At 63.7% G+C, this 20951-nt stretch carries 16 protein-coding genes and 1 pseudogene; 15 read left to right on the plus strand and 2 right to left on the minus strand.

All coding sequences use genetic code 11. The features are described 5' to 3' along the window. The first annotated feature begins 154 nt into the window (after window positions 1-154). The 7 genes from X726_RS161495 (at window position 155) to X726_RS161465 (ending at window position 8311) form a co-directional block, all read left to right on the plus strand. On the plus strand, window positions 155-1312 hold the full coding sequence (locus X726_RS161495; protein ID WP_023668510.1) for a fumarylacetoacetate hydrolase family protein: 1158 nt from the start codon (window positions 155-157) through the stop codon (window positions 1310-1312). 137 nt (window positions 1313-1449) lie between these two features. Beyond that, window positions 1450-2994, plus strand: a complete 1545-nt coding sequence (locus tag X726_RS161490; RefSeq protein WP_023668511.1) for a sugar ABC transporter ATP-binding protein — start codon at window positions 1450-1452, stop codon at window positions 2992-2994. Next, complete coding sequence (locus tag X726_RS161485) at window positions 2991-4019, plus strand: ABC transporter permease (RefSeq protein WP_198037285.1); 1029 nt, start codon at window positions 2991-2993, stop codon at window positions 4017-4019. Before X726_RS161490 ends, X726_RS161485 begins: the two co-directional genes overlap by 4 nt. Window positions 4020-4316: 297 nt before the next feature. Then, on the plus strand, window positions 4317-5249 hold the full coding sequence (locus X726_RS161480) for a substrate-binding domain-containing protein (RefSeq protein ID WP_031214693.1): 933 nt from the start codon (window positions 4317-4319) through the stop codon (window positions 5247-5249). A gap of 117 nt (window positions 5250-5366) precedes the next feature. Then, complete coding sequence (locus X726_RS161475; RefSeq protein ID WP_023668514.1) at window positions 5367-6353, plus strand: ABC transporter permease; 987 nt, start codon at window positions 5367-5369, stop codon at window positions 6351-6353. 4 nt (window positions 6354-6357) lie between these two features. Beyond that, window positions 6358-7152 (plus strand): ATP-binding cassette domain-containing protein, encoded by a 795-nt coding sequence (locus tag X726_RS161470; RefSeq protein ID WP_023668515.1) that lies wholly within the window; start codon window positions 6358-6360, stop codon window positions 7150-7152. A gap of 136 nt (window positions 7153-7288) precedes the next feature. Next, window positions 7289-8311, plus strand: a complete 1023-nt coding sequence (locus X726_RS161465; RefSeq protein ID WP_023668516.1) for a LacI family DNA-binding transcriptional regulator — start codon at window positions 7289-7291, stop codon at window positions 8309-8311. Window positions 8312-8647: 336 nt separating this feature from the next. Here the strand turns inward: X726_RS161465 and X726_RS161460 are convergent, their stop codons facing one another. After that, window positions 8648-9229 carry a TetR/AcrR family transcriptional regulator gene (locus X726_RS161460; protein WP_023668517.1) on the minus strand — a complete coding sequence of 194 codons (582 nt, stop codon included), beginning with the start codon at window positions 9227-9229 and terminating at the stop codon, window positions 8648-8650. 242 nt (window positions 9230-9471) lie between these two features. On the opposite strand from X726_RS161460, the gene X726_RS161455 reads away from it, so the two are divergent. From X726_RS161455 to X726_RS161425, 8 genes and pseudogenes are all read left to right on the plus strand, one after another. Next, window positions 9472-9732, plus strand: coding sequence for a hypothetical protein (locus tag X726_RS161455; protein WP_023668519.1), 261 nt, complete (start codon window positions 9472-9474; stop codon window positions 9730-9732). Further along, on the plus strand, window positions 9726-12914 hold the full coding sequence (locus X726_RS161450) for a multidrug efflux RND transporter permease subunit (RefSeq protein ID WP_023668520.1): 3189 nt from the start codon (window positions 9726-9728) through the stop codon (window positions 12912-12914). The genes X726_RS161455 and X726_RS161450 overlap by 7 nt, the downstream gene beginning before the upstream one ends. 14 nt (window positions 12915-12928) lie before the next feature. Then, window positions 12929-14050 (plus strand): annotated as a pseudogene (locus X726_RS0134640) (efflux RND transporter periplasmic adaptor subunit); the annotation flags it as partial. A gap of 286 nt (window positions 14051-14336) precedes the next feature. Beyond that, complete coding sequence (locus X726_RS161445) at window positions 14337-15044, plus strand: GntR family transcriptional regulator (RefSeq protein ID WP_023668522.1); 708 nt, start codon at window positions 14337-14339, stop codon at window positions 15042-15044. Between the two features lie 17 nt (window positions 15045-15061). Further along, entirely contained in the window at window positions 15062-16165 is a 1104-nt protein-coding gene (locus tag X726_RS161440) for a mandelate racemase/muconate lactonizing enzyme family protein (protein ID WP_023668523.1), read from the plus strand. A gap of 161 nt (window positions 16166-16326) precedes the next feature. After that, window positions 16327-17649, plus strand: coding sequence for a homoserine dehydrogenase (locus tag X726_RS161435; RefSeq protein ID WP_023668524.1), 1323 nt, complete (start codon window positions 16327-16329; stop codon window positions 17647-17649). 20 nt (window positions 17650-17669) lie between these two features. Then, window positions 17670-19157 (plus strand): FGGY family carbohydrate kinase, encoded by a 1488-nt coding sequence (locus X726_RS161430; RefSeq protein ID WP_023668525.1) that lies wholly within the window; start codon window positions 17670-17672, stop codon window positions 19155-19157. A 97-nt stretch (window positions 19158-19254) separates the two neighbouring features. Beyond that, window positions 19255-19848, plus strand: coding sequence for a hypothetical protein (locus tag X726_RS161425; RefSeq protein WP_023668526.1), 594 nt, complete (start codon window positions 19255-19257; stop codon window positions 19846-19848). A gap of 17 nt (window positions 19849-19865) precedes the next feature. Here X726_RS161425 and X726_RS161420 read toward each other — a convergent pair whose 3' ends face one another. Further along, window positions 19866-20828 carry a sugar-binding transcriptional regulator gene (locus tag X726_RS161420; protein WP_023668527.1) on the minus strand — a complete coding sequence of 321 codons (963 nt, stop codon included), beginning with the start codon at window positions 20826-20828 and terminating at the stop codon, window positions 19866-19868. Window positions 20829-20951 lie beyond the last annotated feature (123 nt).

Genomic DNA, 20951 nt, shown 5'->3' on the forward strand with positions numbered 1-20951 from the left:
AAATGAAAATTCTAGTGCCAGTTTCATTTTTTTGAAAGGGCGGGCCTCATGTCAGAACCGACAATTGCCTGCGCCACGGGATAGACCTTTGGCGTGAATCCGGTGAAAGTGCAGCGGCCCAGCTGCCATCTCGATCATCAAAGGACCGTAAGCCATGACGAACCCAACGCAGCTTCCCGCCGACGGGCTCTTCATCGGCCGAGCCAGGGCAAGCGATGCCTCGCATCCGCTGGTGGTCACCGTGCGCGACGGCATCGTTTTCGACGTCACCTCGACCACCGCACCCACAGTGCGCGACATCTGCGAGATGGCCGATCCGGCCGGACACGTGCGCTCTGCCAAGGGCGAACCGATCGGCTCGCTCGACGCGATCGCCGCCAACAGTTTTCAGGCCACCCGCGATCCGGCAAAACCCTATCTGCTCTCGCCTGTCGACCTGCAGGCGGTGAAGGCGTCGGGCGTGACCTTCGTGGTCAGCCTGCTCGAACGCGTCATCGAGGAGCAGGCGCGCGGCTCGGCGGAAAAGGCCGACGCCATCCGCGCCGACATTGCCGGGCTGATCGGCCACGATCTGTCGAAGCTGAAGCCCGGCTCGCCTGAGGCGATGGAGATCAAGGCCAAGCTCATCCAGCGCGGCGCCTGGTCGCAATATCTGGAAGTCGGCATCGGCCCCGACGCCGAGATCTTCACCAAATGCCAGCCGATGGCGTCCGTCGGCTTCGGCGCCGATGTCGGGCTGCATCCTGTCTCCACCTGGAACAACCCCGAGCCGGAGATCGCCATGATCGCCGCCAGCACCGGCAAGATCGTCGGCGCGACCATCGGCAACGACGTCAATCTGCGCGACGTCGAGGGACGCTCGGCGCTGCTGCTCGGCAAGGCCAAGGACAACAATGCCTCGGCCTCGCTTGGGCCCTTCATCCGGTTGTTCGACGCAAGCTTTTCCATCGACGATGTCAAGCGCGCCACTGTGCGGCTGAAGGTCGAGGGCGAGGACGGGTTTTCGCTGGAGGGCGCGAGCTCGATGGCCGAGATCAGCCGTTCGCCCGAAGAGCTGGTCGCGGCCGCCATGGGGCCGCACCACCAGTATCCCGACGGCTTGGCGCTTTATCTCGGCACCATGTTCGTGCCGTCGAAGGATCGCGGCGAGAAGGGCAAGGGATTCACCCACAAGATCGGCGACATCGTCACCATCTCGTCGGAGAAATTCGGGGCGCTGGTGAACCGCGTGCTTCTGTCGCCCGATTGCCCGCACTGGACCTACGGCGCCAGCCATCTCATGCGGGACCTCGCCAAGGCCGACCTGATCTGATTTCGGAGCAGCGGGACGAACGGATAGCCGATAAACGTTCGTATCCGGTCCCTGTAAGCCGTTTGTTAGCGGAATCCGGGTGACTGTATCGGAAATTCGCTCCAGGATCGGGGCGCGGTCTGTGGGGGCCGAATCGCATGCTCGGTTTGCCGATGATATCGGTGCGCAATCTCGCCATGCGTTATGGCGGCGTTGTCGCGCTCAGGGATATGAACCTGTCTGTCGGACAGGGGACCATCCATGCTGTCGTCGGTGAAAGCGGCGCCGGAAAGTCGACGCTGGTGAAGGTGCTTGCCGGCGTGCTCCGGCCCAACAGCGGCACCATCCGCGTCGGCGACCAGATCGTCACCGTCGACAGCCCGATCGCTGCACGCAAGCACAGCTTCGGCGTCGTCCACCAGGGGCTCGGCCTGTTTGCCGACCGCTCGGTGCTGGCCAATCTGTTCGTCAATCGCGAGCCGTTGCGCAATGGCTTCGTCTCCAGGCGCGAGATGGAGGCACGCAGCCGCACCTTGCTTCGGCAACTCAAGCTCGACGTCGATGTCCACGCTCCTGTGGGACAACTCGGCATGGGCGAACGGCAATATGTCGAACTCGGCCGCGCAATTCTGGAAGGCCCGAGGCTGCTGATCCTCGATGAACCGAATTCTGCGCTCGACCGGCGCCAGACCGAGCACCTGTTCACCGTACTAAGTGACCTCAAGGCCAAGGGCACGAGCGTGCTCTATGTCTCGCACCGGCTGGAGGATGTGTTTGCGATCGCAGACCAGGTCACCGTGATGCGCAACGGCCGTGACGTGCTGACAAGTGGGCGCTCGGCGTTGAGCGAAGCCGATGTGATCGACGCCATGATCGGCCAGCAGCGCGGCAGCCTGTTCCCGCCTGCACTGCCGGCCAATGCCAGCACGATAAGGCCGCGGATCACGGTGGAGGGTCTGAGCGGCGGCCGGATTTCCGGCGTCAGCTTCACCGCCCGCTCCGGCGAGATCCTCGGCTTGGCCGGGCTTGAGGGGTCAGGCGTTGAACACCTGTTCGAGATGCTGTTTGGCCTGCGCAAGGCGCAAAGCGGCAGGGTGCGGCTCCCCGACGGCTACGGCTTGCCTGGAAATCCGACCGAAGCGGCGCGGCGCGGCATCGGCCTGGTGCCGGCCAACCGCCTGTGCAACGGCCTGATGGCCGACCGGTCGCTGGCCTTCAACATAGGCAACATCGCTACCGGCGCCCGCAACTGGGGGTCTCGCCGCTACTCGCCCAAGGCCGCGATCGCCGCCGCCGCAAGGCAGATCGATGCGCTGCGCATCAAGGGCCTGCCGGACGCGCCGGTGAATTCGCTGCTGGCCGGCGATCAGCAGAAGATTGTAATCGCCAAATGGCTGGAGACGGCGCCGCAAGTGCTGCTCCTAGACAATCCGGCTGGCGGTATCGAGGCGGCTGCCAAGCGCAAGATCTATGCGCTGATCCGGCAGATGGCGGTCAATGGCTGTATCGTTTTGCTGCGTTCGGTCGAGCCGTCCGAACTGACCAACCTCAGCAACCGCGTCCTTGTCTTCCACCGCGGCCGGGTCGCCGGCGAGCTGTCCGGCGCCGAGATGAAGCGAAGGACAGTGCTGCAACTGACCACCACCGGCGAGATGCCGGAGGCGGAGCGGCCGAAAAAGAAACTCGTGGGAGCCATGGCATGACACGATTGGATCCCATGCTACAGCTTGCCGGTTCGGCTGCCCACCCGAGGCGCAGCCTTCGCCTGCCCGTCGAACTCAGGCCGCTCATCGGGCTCGTTGTCCTTGTGGCGATTACAGGCTTTGCCCGGCCGGATTTCCTCGATGAGGCCAATGTGCTGTCGTTGCTGGAAACCGCTGCGTATCCCGGCATGCTGGCGATCGGCATGGTGTTCGTGCTCGCACTCCGCGAGATCGACCTTTCCGTCGGCTGGATATTCCATCTCGCGGCCCTTCTCACCGCATTCCTTCTGGCCGCCGGCATCGACCCGTGGCTTGCCGCCCTTGCCGGCGTGCTGCTCGGCGCCGGGCTCGGCCTCATCAACGGCCTGCTGGTGGTGGCGCTGCGACTGCCGGCCATCGTCGTTACGCTGGGCACCTTTGCAATGTTCCGGGGCCTGGCGGCGGTGGCCGTCAAGATGCAAGCGACAGCTCCGGCCAGCCCAGGCGGCGACTTCTTTGAGATCGTTCACGGCAAGCTGTTCGGCCTTGTGCCGACGGCTGTCTTTGTCTTCGTCGCAATGGCGGTGGTGATGCACCTCGTGCTTCACCGCAGCCGCTTCGGCTACCGGATCCAGGCCGTCGGCAGCAATCCGCAGGCGGCGCTCTATGCCGGCATCCCGACAGGTGCTGTGCGGCTGCAGACGCTGGTGCTGATGGGCATCGTCTCGGGGCTGGCGGGCGCGCTGTGGCTTGGCTCTCCCGTTACCGACGTCGACCAAGGCGGCGGTTTCGTGCTGATGGCGATTGCCGCGGCGATCATCGGCGGCACCTCGCTTTCCGGCGGGCGCGGCACCGTCTTCGGTGCGGTGATCGGCATGCTGATCGTCCAGGTCATCTTGAGCGGCGTGACCCTGTTCGGCGTCGACGCCGCATGGAGCCCGTTCGTGATCGGCGCGGTGATGGTGCTGGCGCTCGCGCTCGACCGGCTGGCCAAGGTGCTGCGCAACCGCCAGGCCGAGCGCTTTCAGGAAATTCCGCGCGCCTGAGTTTAAGCCCCGCCTGCTTGCCGGGGAATATCTCTATCTCTTGGTTTGACGCAATTCCGGGCGGAAAACCGTTTCACACTTTTCCTGGAATTGCCCTCTAACTGATGCGATCTGATGGGATCGCTGATGGCGCGTTGCATCGCGCCACCATCCATTGGGCGGATAGAGGCTTGCCATCGGCCGCAAAAGAAGATGCTCTGCGCATCCGGGTCGGCGCTGGCAGGAGGAGAGGATCAAGGGCATGGCCCGGATCATCGCCGGACGTGGAGGTCGTTTTTCAACATGGGAGGAAAGCAAATGCTGACGAGGCTACGATTACTCGTGCTTGGCTTGATTGTGGCGCTGGCCGTTCCGGCGGCGGCACAGGCCAAGACGTTCTACTGGATTTCGCATGGCGGCCCGGCCGACCCGGTCTGGACCTACTTCCTGGCCGGCGCCAAGCAATGGGCGAAGGACACCGGCAACACCGTCAACACCTCGTTCCACAATGGCGACGTTGCCTCGCAGCAGGAGGCCGTGCGCGCCGCGATCTCGGCCAAGGCCGACGGCATCGTCACCACCAGCCCCGATCCGGGCAGCCTGATCGAAATCGCCAAGGAAGCCAACACGGCCAAGATCCCGATCATCAACTTCAACACGCCCGATCCCAAGGCAAGGTTCGACGCCTATGTCGGCGGCGACAACGTCACCTTCGGCAAGCACTGGGCGCAATATCTGGTCGACAAGGGCCTGGTGAAGAAGGGCGACTTCGTCTGGATGCCGGTCGAAATCCCCGGCGCCACCTACGGCGTCCAGGAAGAGGAAGGCATCAAGAGCGTCTTCGAACCGCTGGGGATCACCTATGAGATCACCGAAGCGACCCTCGACCAGGCCGAAGCCATCAACCGCATGGTCGACTATCTCACCGCCAACAAGGCCAAGGTCAAGGCAATCATTGGCCTCGGCGATCTGGTCACCGGCTCGATCAAGCGGGTGTTCGACCAGGCCGGCATCAAGCCGGGCGAAATCCCGGTCGTCGGCTGGGGCAACTCGCTCGACACCACCCAGGAAGTGCTGACCGGCTACGTCAATGCCGGCCAGTGGCAGGACCCGCAGGCGACCAGCTATGTCGCTCTGTCGCTGGCCAACATGGCGGCGTCAGGCATTCCCCCGGGCTTCAACGTCATCACCGGCGCGCTCTATGAAAAGGACACCGCGCAGGTCTACGACGACATCCTGTCCGGTAAATAACCCAGACCTTCAACAGTCGCGGCCGCAGCCGCGGTCGCGACTGTCTTTTTCCTTTTTCGCCGAACCCTTCGCACGACGTGCGAGGTTCAGCCTTTCCCTTCCTGTCGCGGGTTATCAGTGGAAAACCGTTCGCTCATCCAACGCCTGATCGCGAGGCCGGAATTCGGGCCCTTCGTTCTGCTCATCGTCGAAATCGCGGTGTTCTGGAGCATCAACCACGATTTCCTGTCGCCGCAGAACATCTCCAACACGCTGGCCTTCACCGTCGAGCTCGGGCTGATCGCGCTGGCGATGACGCTGTTGATGACGTCGGGTGAATTCGATCTGTCGGTCGGCTCGCTGTTCGGCTTTTCGCCGGTGCTGATGTGGACGCTGTTCAACAGCGGCCTGACCTCGCTGGAGGTCGGCTTCCTCGCCGCGCTGCTGATCGCGGCCTTCATCGGCCTGGTCAATGGCTGGTTCGTCACGCAGCTGAAAATCCCATCCTTCCTGGTGACGCTCGGCATGCTGCTGGTGGTGCGCGGCACCGCGCTGTTCGTCACCGACGGCTTTCCGCAGCGGACGTGGAGCGCCGAGGGCAGCTGGCTGGCCGAAGCGCTGGTCGGTGATTTCTTCATCGGCCCGTTCCGCATCTACATGTCGCTCTTCTGGTTCATCGCGGCGGCCATCGCACTGGGCTACGTGCTGACGCAAAGCCGGACCGGCAACTGGATCCAGGCAGCCGGCGGCAATCCAGGCGCCGCAAGGGCGCGCGGCGTCAACGTCAGCGGCGTCAAGATCGGCCTGTTCGTGCTGTCGTCGGTGATGGCTTCGCTTGCCGGCGTCATCTCGTCGCTGCGCACGTCGGCCGCCAACCCCAACAGCGGCACCGGCTACGAGCTCGAAGTCATCGCCATGGTGGTGATCGGCGGCACGGCGCTGACCGGTGGGCGCGGCACCATCATCGGCACGGTGCTCGGCATCCTCATCCTGCGCGTCATGCGCAACGGCATCGTGCTGATCGGGGTGCCCGGGCTGGCCTACAACATCTTCATCGGCGCCATCATCCTCGGCATGATGGCGCTGCACTCATGGCTGGAACGCCGGCATCAGGCAGGGACCTAGAACCATGGCTGAACCGCTCATCCGCATGTCCAACATCAAAAAGTCCTACGGGCGCGTGCAGGCGCTCGAAGACGCCAATTTTCATGTCAACGAAAGGGAGATCGTCGGCCTGCTCGGCGACAATGGCGCCGGCAAATCGACGCTGATCAAGGTGTTGTCGGGGGCGGTGCCGCTGACCAGCGGCGACATTTTCATCCGCGGCAAGAAGGTCAATCTGCGCAGCACCAGCGACGCCATCGCGCACGGCATCGAGACGATCTACCAGGATTCGGCACTGGTGACGCAGCTGTCGATCGCGCGCAACCTGTTCCTCGGCCGCGAGCCGATCAAACCGCCGCGCTTTTTGAACCGCATGGACCAGGAGGCGATGAACAATGTCGCCCGCGACCTGTTGAAACAGGTCGGCATCTCCAAGAACATCCCGCCGACGACGCCGATCGGCTCCCTGTCCGGCGGCGAGCGGCAGGCCGTCGCCATCGCGCGCGCCATGCACTTCGACAGCGACCTGATCATCCTCGACGAGCCGACCAACAATCTGGGCGTCGCCGAGACGCAAGGCGTGCTGAGCTTCGTGCGCAACGCGCGCGATTCCGGGCATTCCTGCATCTTCATCGCCCACAACATCCACCATGTCTTCCAGGTGGTTGACCGCATCGTCGTCATGCGCCGGGGCAAGGTGGTGGCCGACGACATCGACCCGAAGAAGACCAGCGTGGCCGAGGTCGAACGCATCATCACCGGGATGTCCGACAAGGAGATCCGCGACGCCATCATCGAAGGCGGGCCATCGCACGGCTGAACCGTCTTCGCGCCGTCTGGCACGGAAACGCATCCGCTCTAACTCGTTGTAGAGCATGACCCTTTGACAAAACGGTTCCCGTTTGTCCGAGAAAACCGGTTCCCACTTTTCGGGATCATGCTCTATGACTACAGCCATGAAAGCCACCGTTGCCGACATAGCCAGGAGCTGCGGCCTGTCGACCGCGACCGTCGACCGGGTTCTGAACAACCGGGCCGGCGCGAGCGCCGCCAACCGCCAACGGGTGATGGAGGCGGCCAAGCAGCTCGGCTATTTGCCGGTGGTCGATCAGGTGACGCTGCCGTCGCGGCCGGCGCATCTTGAATTCTTCCTGCCGATCGGCGCCAACGGTTTCATGATCGACCTCGCCGGGCACATCGAGGACTATGCGGGGCGCCTGCCGCTGGTCGCCTCGTGCCGGATCCACAATCTCGGCGGCATCTCGCCGGCAGCGCTGCAGGCGGCGGTTGAAAATCTGTCGCTGAAGGCCAATGGTGTCGGCGTCATTGCCGTCGATCATCCGCGAACGCGCAACATATTGCGCGATGTGGTCGAGGCAGGCATCCGCCTTGTCACGCTGGTCTCCGACGTTCCAGCCGCCCCGCGTTCGGCCTATGTCGGCATCGACAACCGGGTTGCCGGACGCACGGCGGCGCTGTTGATGGGGCGCTTCCTCAATGGCCGCCAGGGTCATCTGGCGATGGTCGTCGGCTCGCGTTCCTATCGCGGGCACGAGGAGCGAGAAATGGGCTTTCGGTCGGTGCTGACAGAGGAATTCCCCAATCTCACGGTTTCGAGTGCGGTCGAGATCAATGACGAACCGGAGGGCAGCTACACCGCAACGATGCAGGCGCTGCACAACGAGCCGGAACTGCTCGGCATCTATTGCGTCGGCGCCGGGCGCTCAGGTGTGGCGAGAGCGCTGCTCGAGGCCAAGCCAAAGAAGAAGCCGGTCTTCATCTGCCACGACCTGACCAAGGAAACGCGCGGCTATCTCGTCGACGACCTCGCCGATGTCGTCATCGACCAGAATGCGCGGCTGATCGCGGAGCAATCTGTGATCCGCCTGCTTGGCTCGATCGCATCCGCCGCGCCATACCTGACGAAGAAGTTCATCGAGCCACGGCTGATCTTCAAGGAAAACGTGCCGGTGCAGTGAAGTCGCGCCGTGGCGATTTCTCCGATTTGTACGACAAGTCGGGGTAGATGCCGCAAATCTGCACAGCAGCCATGCAACTTTCATTGTTGCCGAATCATTGGGCAACCCGTACTCATCTGGGTGTCGGCCATCTACTCCTCCCAGATGCGATGCCGACGCTGAGCGCGGTGCACCTCCTCCCGCATCTCGTTCGAAATCGAGCCCGCTGCCACCTCCTCCCGGCAGCGGGCTTTTTTCGTTCTCAAATGAATCTAAATTAGAGTTGACGGGCAAGTTCGGAGAATAGCCAAAAGCCCCGCCGGATGATGGGGACTCCTCAACTCCGAAAGCTGGAATTCAGCGCGCCCTGAAAGAGCTGATCAGGCCTTCAGCCATGCGCACGAACTGCGTGCTGGGGCCCTGGCAGCCCATGGTCTGCACGCTGACGCGCGCCCCTTCGAACAGCAGCGACAGCGTATCGGCCAGAAGCTCGGCCTGACCGATGCCCGCATCCCGGCACAGCGCAACGAGGCGATCGCGCTGAGCGCTCTTGAGCTCCTTGATCACGCTCCTGGCGGGATGGTCCGGCTCGGTCAATTCGGCGGCGGCATTGGCCATGTCGCAGCCGCGACCGTCAGCCGCCAGGCAAGCAGCGGCCATGCGAATCCAGGCATGCAACTGGGCGAGCTTGTCGCCGGGATGTTCAGCCTCGAATTGGTCCCACATCGCGGCGCCTTTAGCCGCCGACGCGCGCAGGCACTGGACGATCAGTTCGTCCTTCGACTCAAAATGACGGTAGAGCGTCATCTTGTTGGTGCCGGCGGCTTCCGTGATGGCGTCTACGCCGACGCCCTTGATGCCATGTTTGTGAAACATGTCCTGCGCCGTCTCCAGGATTCGATCCCGGGGACGCACGCGATCCGTAATGCCGTCTGCCATCGCAGTCTCCTTGTCTCCCTAAAAATTCGGTTCACCTCTTGACTAGGGTGTTACCGGTCTGTAACTATCCGAATGTTACTTACTGGTAACACCTATGTAGCCTTCCGTCAATAACAAGGCCGTGAACTGGTCCTGCCAGATCACAAAGGGTGAAAATTGCAGGTCATGCGGCTCCGGCCGGTGAAGAGATGAAAACCGGTTCGCGATCATCCGATGCGGGCCGCTGGAATGGAGACGCTCCAATGTCGCAGCGCAAGGATTTGACCATCGATGAAGCCATCCGGGATCCGATGATCCGGCTGGTGATGAAAGCGGACCGCGTCAACCCGCGCGCCTTCGAAGCGATGCTGAGGACCGTTGCCGATGAGCAGGGCCTCAGCGGCGCGGCGCCGTCTTCGTATTTTTTGCAGGACCCGGGTTCGGTGCGCAGCAGGCGGCTGTCCCGGTCTGCCCATTCTTTTAAAGAGGCCGGTTCTTCTAAAGAGGTTTGCGTGTCGTGGTAAATTATTTCATCCATCGTCCGATCTTCGCCTCGGCCATCGCCATCATCATGGTGCTCGCCGGGACGATTTGTTATTTCCTTTTGCCGGTTTCGCAGTTTCCCGACATCACGCCGCCGCAGGTCGTGGTCAGCGCGCATTATCCGGGCGCCAGCGCGCAAGTGGTCGCCGATACGGTGACGACGCCGCTGGAACAGCAGATCAACGGCGTCGAAGGCATGACTTACATGTCGTCGTCGAGCTCCAATGACGGCTCCTCGACCATCACCATCACCTTCGATGTCGGCTATTCCTTGAGCACCGCTGCCGTCGACGTTCAGAACCGCGTCTCGCAAGCGGCCTCCTCGCTGCCGGCGATCGTCAACCAGGGCGGCGTGACGATCAAGAAGCAGAACCCGAATTTCGTCCTCATCGTCAACCTGACCTCGCCCGACAGTTCGGTCGATCCGGTGGCGCTGAGCAACCTCGCCTATCTGCAGGTCGTCGATCCGCTGAAGCGGCTGCCTGGCGTCGGCGACGTCCAGATATTCGGCGAGCGCCGCTACTCGATGCGCGTCTGGCTCGATCCGGACAAGCTGGCCAATCTCGGCATCACCGCTGTCGACGTCCAGAACGCCATCTCGGAGCAGAACGTCCAGGTGGCGGCCGGCAAGATCGGCCAGTCACCGGCGCCCGCCGGCACCGCCTTCGAGATGCAGGTCAACGCCGTCGGCCGCCTGAGCGACCCCAAGGAGTTCGGCGACATCGTCGTGCGCGCCAACACCGGCACCGGGTCGCTGGTGCGACTGCGCGACGTCGCCCGCATCGAGCTCGGCGCACTGCAATATTCGTCGTCGGCCTTCTTCGGCAAGGACCCGACGGTGGTGCTGGCCGTCTACCAGATGCCGGGTTCCAACGCGCTCGATCTGCAGCAGCACGTCAAGGACAAGATGCAGGAACTGTCGGCCCGTTTCCCCAAGGGCGTCAGCTACGCCATGCACTACGACACCACGCGCTTCGTGTCGGCATCGATGCATGACGTGCTGATCACGCTTGGCGAAGCGCTGGTGCTGGTCGTGGCCGTGGTGTTCATCTTCCTGCAGAGCTGGCGCACGACGATCATCCCGACCATCGCCATTCCGGTGTCGCTGGTGGCGACGATGGTCGTCATGGAAATGATGGGCTTCTCACTCAACATGCTCTCCCTGCTCGGCATGGTGCTGGCCATCGGCCTCGTCGTCGACGACGCCATCGTGGTGGTCGAAAATGTCGAGCGACAATTGGAGGCGGGCCTCAAACCGCTGGCGGCGACCAAGGCCGCGATGGCCGAGGTCACCGGACCGATCATCGCCACCACCGCGGTGCTGATGGCCGTCTTCGTGCCCGTTGCCTTCATTCCCGGCGTCTCCGGCAAGCTCTACAATCAGTTCGCGCTGACGGTGGCGATTTCGGTCGGCATATCCGCCTTCAACTCGCTGACGCTCAGCCCGGCGCTGAGCGCCGCCTTCCTGCGCCATCGCGGCGAGACGCAGTTCGCCCCGTTCCGCTGGTTCAACACGGGCTTCGACAGACTGTCGCATGCGTATGCGCACGGCGTGCGTATCCTCATCCGGCTGCGCTGGATCATGCTCGGTCTGTTCGCGGCCGGCCTGGTGGCCACCTACTTCGTCTGGCAGAAGTTGCCCTCGACCTTCCTTCCGGTCGAGGACCAGGGTTACTTCTTCGTCGTCATCCAGCTGCCTGACGGCGCCTCGCTGGAACGCACCGATGCGGTGGCGCAGAAAGCGCGCGACATATTGCAGGCAACACCCGGCGTCGAGATTGTCGGCTCGATCAGCGGCCTGAACTTCCTGACCAGTGCGGCGCAGTCGAACTCGGCTGTCGAGTTCGCCATCCTGAAGCCGTGGGAGGAGCGCGGCCCCGACCAGAGCGCGTCCAAGCTCGTCTCCGATGTGCGCGGCAAGCTGATGCAGATTCCGGAAGCCTTCGCGCTGTCCTTCGATCCGCCTTCGATCCCGGGTATCGGCACCACGGGCGGCTTCGAATTCGTCGTCGAGGATCTCACCGGGCGCGGCAGTTCAGCCCTCAACGACGCGACGCAAGCCGTGATCGCCGAGGCGCGCAAGCAGCCGGAAATCAACCCGCAGCAGCTGTTCTCGCCGTTCTCGACCTCGACGCCGCAGTTCAACTACGACCTCGACCGCAGCAAGGCCAAACTGCTCGGCCTCAACCTGCCCGACGTCTTCAACACGCTGCAGATCTATCTCGGCTCGCTCTACGTCAACGACTTCAACCTGTTCGGCCGCACCTTCCGGGTGACCATCCAGGCCGACAAGGATGCACGTGCCGACGCAGGCGACCTTTCGCGGCTCTATGTGCGCAACGCCTCCGGCGGCATGGTGCCGCTGAGCACACTGGGCAAACTGGTGCCGTTCGTCGGCCCGGAAACCGTGCCGCACTACAACAACAACGCCTCGGCCACGATCAATGGCGGCGCAGCCCCCGGCTTCTCGTCGGGCCAGGCGGTTGCCGCGATGGAACGGGCCGCCGCCACCGCTTTGCCCAGGGATTTCGGTTTCGAATGGACCGGCATCACCTTCCAGGAGCTCAAGGCAGGATCGATCGCGTCGGTCGTCTTCGGCCTCGCCATCGTCTTCGTCTTCCTGATCCTGGCGATGCAGTATGAGAGCTGGGCGATGCCGTTCATGGTGCTGCTGGCGGTGCCACTGGCCCTGTTCGGCGCCTTCGCAGCCCTGTTCTTGCGCGGCATGCAGATCGACGTCTACTCGCAGATCGGCTTCGTCATGCTGATCGGCCTCGCCGCCAAGAACGCGATCCTGATCGTCGAGTTTGCAAGGCGGCGGCGCGAGGAGGGACTGAGCATTGTCGACGCGGCAATGGAAGCTGCGCGGCTGAGGCTGCGGCCGATCCTGATGACGGCCTTCGCCTTCATCCTCGGCGTGCTGCCGCTGATGTTTGCGACGGGTGCGGGTGCGGCAAGCCGGCAGTCGATCGGCACCACCGTGTTTGGCGGCATGGTCGCGGCGACCATCCTGTCGCTGGTGTTCGTGCCAGTCTTCTACGCGGTCATCGAACAGCTGCGCGAACGCCGCGTGCGCAGCGAACCCAACGCTGCTCATGACCAGGACAATAATGAACCGACTGCCGAACCAGCGCCGATGCGCCTGGCCGAAGCAGCCGAATAGAATTGGAGACCAAAATGCGTAAATGGAAAATAGCTTTGGGAACGGCCGTCGCCCTGGGAGCGATCTCGGTGGCAAGCGTCCACTTCCTCGACATGGGCAATCTCAGCCTCAATGCCGGCACGGCGGCAGCGACGGCAGCACCTGCGGCATTCGTCATGCCGGTGCCGGTGACGAGCGTGGTCAAGAAGACGATCCCGATCTACCTTGACTACGCCGCCCGCATCGAGGCGATCCGCAGCGTCACCTTGCAGGCCCGCGTGCCCGGCTATCTGCAGGAGCAGACGGCTAAGGACGGCGCGGATGTGCGCCAGGGTGATCTGCTCTACAAGATCTCGCCTGACGACTTCAAGGCGGCTCTCGACCAGGCCAAGGCCGAAGTGCAGCGCGACCAGGCGAGCCTCGACTATGCGCGCTCCAATCTCGGCCGCGGCTCCGAACTCGCCAAGAGCGGCTATCTGGCCAAGGATGGGTTCGACCAGCGTACGAGCACCTTGCGCCAGGCCGAAGCGTCGCTTGCCGTCAACCAGGCGGCGGTGCGCACGGCCGAGCTCAATTTGAGCTACGCCGAAATCCACGCTCCGTTTGCCGGCCGCGTCGGCCGCAACCAGGCTTCGGTCGGCACGCTGGTCAGCGTCGCCGGCACGGTGCTGAACACGCTGGTGCAGCTCGACCCGATCTACGTCACCTTCAATCCGAGCGAGACGGACCTGGCCGAAATCGAACAGGCCCGCGCCGCCGGCCCGATCGAGGTCGAGGTGCTGCTCCCCGGCGAGACCGAAGCCAGCCAGAAGGGCGAACTCACCTTCATCGACAACACGGTCGACCACTCGACCGGCACGATTACGGCGCGCGCCACCATCGGCAATGCGAAGTTCTCGCTGCTGCCGGGCCAGTATGTCCGCGTGCGGCTGCACATCAAGCAGCTGCCCGACGCGCTGATGGTGCCGCAGGTGGCGCTGGGTTCGAGCCAGCTCGGCAAATATGTCTATGTCGTCGGCAAGGGCAACACGGTCGACCAGCGCATCGTCTCGCTTGGCGCGACCAGCGGCGACCTTGTGGCGGTCCTCAGCGGCGTTGCCGAAGGCGACCAGGTGATAACGGGCAATCTGCAGAAGATCGGACCAGGAATGCCGATCNCTCAGCGGCGTTGCCGAAGGCGACCAGGTGATAACGGGCAATCTGCAGAAGATCGGACCAGGAATGCCGATCTCGCCGTTGCCCCAGGAGAAACCGGCCAGCTGATAACCCCCATCAGCCCCGGTCCTGCGGCGCCTTCGGCTTCCACGCCGAGGGCGCCGTTTTTTTATGGAGCGCCGCACGCCGTTTTTGGAGTAACCGCAAGGCACAAGAATCCGGAATAGACATATTGTAGGATTGTCGACAATCTGCTTGTCTGTTTCCGGCTCTCACTGGAGTGACGGAATGGCCAAGCTGGACTTCAATCCGATCGCGGATACGACACGCCGAGCCGAGATCGTTGCGCTGTTGCGGCGGGCGATCCTGATCGGCCAGCTGGAACCCGGCCAAAAGCTGAGCGAGCTGAGGATCGCTGAGCAGATGCGGGTCAGCCGCGCGCCTTTGCGCGAAGCTATGCGCGAGTTGGTGCAGGAAGGCATCCTGACCAGCATTCCCTATGCCGGCACCTTCGTCATCGATGTCACCGCCAAGGACATTGACGACGCCTACTCGCTGAACAAGGTGCTCGATGAATTCGCCATCGAGCGGACATGGAAGCTGCGCGACCAGCGCTTCTTCGATGAACTCGACCGCCGCCACGAAGCGGTGAAGCAGGCAACGCGCGCGCGCGACACCACCCGCCAGATCGAGACCGCACTGCAATTGCACGGGCTGATCTATGAATGGGCCGACAATTCGGTGCTGCTGGAAACATGGCAGCGGCTGACCAGCCGGCTGCAGATGTACTTTGCCCTGCACCAGCGGGCCCGCAACGAGCCGGTGCCGGCCGAAGATCTCCACGAACCCTATGTGCGGCTCTTGAAGGGCGCCGACATGCGCGCTGCCCAGCGCCATGCGCGCGAGCATATCGACCTCGATTTCGAAGAGCTGCTTGCCTATGCGCGTGGCCTCGATCAGCGGAACATCGAAGGGCTGACCCTCCTCAACGCCTAGAGACAACGGACAGACAAGTGCAGATCAAAACCATCAAGGCCTATCGCGTCGTGCAGCCCTTCGTGGACGGGCCCTACCGCATGTCCAAGGGGCGGGTTGCAGACTGCTTCGATGCGGTGATCGTCGCCATCACCTCCGACAGCGGCGTAACCGGCTGGGGCGAGATGGCGCCGCTCGGCAATTTCTATTCGGCCGCGTTTCCGGCGGGAACGCGCGCGGGCGTGGTCGAGATCGCGCCGCACCTGATCGGCCAGGACCCGCGTGGCCTCGCCGGCATCGGCCGGCTGATGGATACGGTGTTCAAAGGCCATCCCTACATCAAGTCGGCGCTCGACATGGCCTGCTGGGATCTGGCCGCCCGCGCCGCCGACGTGCCGCTGGTGACCATGCTTGGCGGCCGCGAGAGCGACATGGCGGAGACCTACCGCGTCGTCACCCACGGCACGCTCGACCAGATGGCGGCACTGGCCAAAAAGATCATCGCCCAGGGCTGCCGCCGGCTGCAGGTCAAGGTCGGCGGCAATGTGCATGAAGACATCGAGCGGGTGAGCGCAGTCGCTTCGGCCGTGCCGAAAGGCACGGTGATTTTCTGCGACGCCAATGCCGGCTGGACACCCTACCAGGCGCGGCAGTTCGCCGATGCAACGCGCGGGATCGACTACACGTTCGAGCAGCCCTGCACGACGATCGAGGAGAACATGTCGGTGCGCCGCATGCTCGACAAGCCGATGGTGCTGGACGAGAGCGTCATCTCGCTCGAGGCGATGCTGGAAATCCATCGCCTGGGCGCCGCCGACGGGCTGACGCTGAAGATCTCGCGGCTTGGCGGCGTAACCAGGACAAGGCAAATCCGCGACGTCGCCGTCGATCTCGGTTTCATGATCACCGTCGAGGATACGGGCGGCGCCGAGATCGACACGGCGGCGATGGCGCATCTGTCGCTGTCGACGCCGGAAGAACGCCGGCTGCACGCCATCGCCTTCCATGAGTGGGTGACGGTGCGCACGGCCTCCAACGCCCCACCGGTCACCGGCAGCCACATGGGCATTCCCGACGGGCCCGGCCTCGGCATCGATGTCGTGCCCGACCTGCTCGGCAAGCCTTTCCTAGAGATCGGCTGAGATCAAGCGCAGCATGAAGCTGTCACCCCACGAATCCTCCGTGGGAGATTTGGTCCTGCAGCCATTCTCCGATTTGTGGGTTGAAATATTTTTCAGATGGAAATAGGAATGTTCAAAATGATGATTTGACGCTGCGGCGCGTCGTGACTGGAGGAAGCGATATGGCCCATCCGCAATTTGCAGCGGAACTTCTGCAGCGCGCTGAAGCCCAAGGGCCCATCACCATCGGACTCGCCGGCGCCGGGCAGATGGGCACCGACATCGTCGTCCAGGTGGCGCTGATGCCGGGCATGCGGATCGGTGCCATTTCCGAGGTGCGGCCGCAAGCGGCGATCGATGCCGCACTGCTCGCCGGCCATGACCGCTCCGACATCGTCCAGGCTGCGAACGCCTCTGCCATCGACCGCGCCATCGAGGCCGGCAAGATCGCTGTCACCGAAGATCTGCATGCGCTGGCCGCGGCCGGCCGCATTGATGTCATCATCGACGCGACAGGCAATCCCAACATCGGCACGCTGTTTGCGCTCGAAGTGATGAAGAACGGCAAGCACATCGTTATGCTCAATGTCGAGGCGGACATTACGATCGGCCGCTTCCTCAAGGAGGAAGCGCGCAAGGCCGGCGTGGTCTACACCGGTGCGGCCGGCGACGAACCCGCCTGCACGCTGGAGATCATCGGCTTCGCCAAGAGCCTCGGCTTCAACATCATCGCCGCCGGCAAGGGCAAAAACAACCCGCTCAAGATCGACGCCATGCCCGCCGACTACGAGAAGGAAGCGGCCGAGCGCAACATGAATGCGCGCATGCTGGTCGAGTTCGTCGACGGTTCCAAGACGGCGATCGAGATGGTGGCTATCGCCAACGCCACCGGGCTGGTGCCCGACGTGCCGGGCATGCACGGCCCGACGGCGACGCTGGAGGAACTGGCCAGCGTGCTTTGCCCGCGCGAGGATGGCGGCGTGCTGCACCGCAAGGGCGTGGTGGACTATTCTATCGGCAAGGGCGTGGCGCCCGGCGTGTTCTGCATCATCGAAACGAGGCATCCGCGCGTGCTGGAGCGCATGGTCGACCTCAAGGTCGGCAAGGGCCCCTATTTCACGATCTACCGTCCCTATCACCTGACAAGCCTTGAAGTGCCACTGTCGGCGGCGCGCGCCGTTGTCTACAAACGCGCCGACATGGAGCCCCTCGACCATCCGGTCGCCGAAGCGGTGGCGGTGGCCAAGAGCGATCTCGGCGCGGGCCAATCGCTCGGCATGATCGGCGAGAACGACTATCGCGGCTTCGCCATGACCTGGGAGGACGCCCGCGCCAAGGGCGCGCTGCCGCTCGGGATTGCCGAACGCGCCAAGGTGGTCAAGCCGGTCAAGACCGGCGACTTCCTTACCTATGAAAATTGTGTACCCGACGATTCGATGGTGATAACGCAGATCCGCCGCCGTCTAGACCAGTCGGATGGACAGTTTGTGACCAACGCCGCCTGAACCTTCGGGATCTCCCTGTGATGGACGATGTCGTTATCGGGATCGATGCCTCGACGACGGCGGTGAAGGCGATCGCCTTCACCGGCGACGGCGCGGAGCTGTTCCAGGCGCGCGAGGCCTATCCGCTGGCCAATCCTAAGCCCGGCCATTTCGAGCAGGATGCCGAACATTGGTGGGCAGCCCTTATCAGTGCGCTGAAGCAGGTTGCCGACAAGGTCGGCGCCGCGCGCGTGGCGGCAATTGCCATAGCCCATCAGCGCGAGACCTTCACCCTGATCGATCAGGCCGGCACGCCGCTCATCCCGGCGATCCTGTGGCTTGACGAGCGCGCCCGGCCTCAAGTCGCCAAGCTGTCGGCCGAGCTTGGCCGCGAGACGATCCGCGACTGGAGCGGCAAGCCGCCGGATCCGACGCCGGCGCTCTATGCCATCGCCTGGCTGGCGGAACACCAGCCGCAGGTGCTGGCCAACGCCGCCGCCCTGGTCGATGTTCATGGCTTCTTCGTTCACCGGCTGACCGCACGGCTGGTAACCAGCACGGCAAGTGCCGACCCGCTCGGCTTGCTCGATGTCACGACAGGCGAATGGCACCCTGAGCTTGTCTCGGCTGCAGGGTTGCAGCCACGGCAGTTGCCGGCGCTGATCGGCCCAGGCGAAATCTGCGGCGGCCTTGCCGAAAGCATTGCCCAGCTGACTGGCCTCAAAGCGGGCACGCCAATTGTCGCCGGCGCCGGCGATGGCCAGGCCATGGGTCTCGGCATGGGCGTCTATGGTGCCGGCAGGAGCTATCTCTCGCTCGGCTCCGGCGTCGTCAGCGGCTGCTATTCCGGCACGGTCACCACTTCGGATGCGTTTCGCACGCTGGTCTCGCCGACCGGCTCCGGCTTCATGCTGGAAACCGTGCTGCGCTCGGGCATGCAACTGGTCGACTGGATCGTGCGCACCACCGGCGCGTCTTCCGCGGCAGAACTGGAGAAGGGTGCGGTCGATGTTGCGGCCGGCGGCGACGGTCTTTTGGTCATGCCCTATTGGGCCGGCGTCATGAGCCCCTATTGGGATGGCGCGGCGCGCGGCGCCGTTGTTGGCCTGTCGCTCGACCATGAGCCCAGGCATCTCTTCCGCGCCACGCTGGAAGGCATCGCTTTGGAGCAGGCCATCGCCAGCGAGGCGATGGAGGCCGAAAGCGGCGGCAAGTCGGGAGAGATGATTTCCGCCGGCGGCGGCACCAATTCGGCGCTGCTGATGAAGATCATGGCCAGCGTGCTGGAGCGGCCGCTGTTCGTGTCGCCGGTCAACGAGGCGGCGGCCCTTGGCGCGGCCATGCTGGCTGCTTCGGCGATCGGCTGGTTCGCCTCGGCGGAAGACGCCGCCAAGGCAATGGCGGCGGCGCCGGCCAGGCGTGTCGATCCGGATATGACGCTGGTGCCGGCTTACCGGGCGCGCAAGGCGATCTACCGCGACCTCTATCACGCGACACGCGACATCCACGCGCGGCTCGGTGCGATCTGAGTTCAAGCGCAGCTTGCCTGCGTGAGGCTCCCATGCCCAACCTGCCCAGCTTGCCGATTTTGCGTCCTGCCCGGCCAATGCTAGACTCATCGGGCTCATGAAAGCAGTATTTCACCTTGCCGCCCTGCCCTGGATTGTCGCGCTTGCGGCAGCTCCGATGACGGCGCGTGCGCAGGACGAGCCGCCCTTCGAGGTCACGCTCGACATGGACAATGACGGCAGGATGGATCGGGCCGCGATCGCGGCGGATTCCGACACCGGGCTGGCGGATCTCTCGATCTATCTGGCTGCCGGCGAAGGAAAGCTCGATCCTTCGCGCAAGCCTGACTTTGTCAAAAAGGCGCTGACGCAGGACCGTATTCTCGGGCTCGAAAGCAAGGGCAAGGGATCGCTTGTCGTCACCTCGTGCTTCGGCTGCGGCGCCAACAAATCATGGGATACAACGCTGACCATCGTCTGGCGCGGCGGTAAATTCCTTGTCGCCGGCTACAGTCGCGACTGGGACTGGAATGTTCAGAAAGCCGACGGCTCGGTCGAGACGACGCTGGGCGGTTGCGACATCAATTTTCTCACCGGCAGAGGCGTTGCCTCAAAGGACCTGGACGACGGCAAACCGGTCGCGGGAAAATTCGTGCCGATCGCACTGGCCGACTGGTCGGACGACAGTCGTCCGGAGCCCTGCGAATTCTGACCGACGCCGGACAGCGCTCAACGATTGAGCAGGCCTTTGGCCGCATCCTCATCGGTGATCAGCACCGAAATCCTGGTGTTGGCCAGCGCCGCGCGCATCACAGCGACCTTCTCCTGACCACCTGAAACCAGTATGATGCTCGGAATATCGGACAAATCCTGCAGCGGATAGGCGCAGACGCGGCGGTTGACCTCATGGTCGACCGGGTGGCCCTCGGCGTCGATGAAATGGCACAAGAGGTCTCCGACCGCGCCGGCGGCCTGCAGTTCCTCAAGTTCGCTCGGCTTGATGAAGCCGTAATTGGCGATCGGGCTGTCCTTGGAAAACGAGCCGACGCTGAGCACGGCGATGTTGGCGCGGCGCGCGCGGAAGACGACATCCTGGACGCTGCGCTGGCTCATGAAGGCATCGCGCTGTTCCGGCTTGTCGGCATAGACCGGCACCGGCAGCAGGAAACATTCAGCGCCGATCTTTTCGGCGAACTCCCAGGCGCTTTCGGTCGGGTTGAGCGGCTGCGCGTGGGTGAGGCCGCCGAGCATCGAGACGACCGTCGTCCTGGCGATCGGCCGCCTCGGCAATTCGTTGATGGCGAATTTCAGCGTGCGGCCCCAGCCCAGCGCAATGACGTCGCCGGCATTCACATTGTCGGCGAGATAGGCGGCAGCCGCGTGGCCGATCATCAGCGGCGCGTTGCTGCGATCAGCGGCTGATGGCACCACGACCGCCTGGCTGAGCCCGAAACGCTGCTTCAGGCTCTCCTCGAGCTGCACGCATTCGACGACACTGTCGCGAATGCGGAACTGCACGATGCCCTCCTCTCGCGCAGCGGAGAGAATGCGGTGCACCTTGATGCGGCCGACGCCGAGGATCTCGGAAATGCGCTCTTGCGTCAGACCTTCGACATAGTAATGCCAGGCGGCCCGGGCCTTGAGCTCGGCATCGGGGAAGCGCGAGGCCTTCTCGTTTTCGACGGTCGCCATCTTTTGCCCTCCCGCGGCAAATTTCGGAAATCTTTCCGCAAGCGCCACCCCCTGGCCTTCCCTAGGACAAACCGCCCGGTGGCGCAAACCACCGCCGAATGGCGCAACGGCTCTTGACAATTT

Source organism: Mesorhizobium sp. LSJC285A00 (assembly GCF_000503155.1).
Classification (GTDB): Bacteria; Pseudomonadota; Alphaproteobacteria; order Rhizobiales; family Rhizobiaceae; genus Mesorhizobium.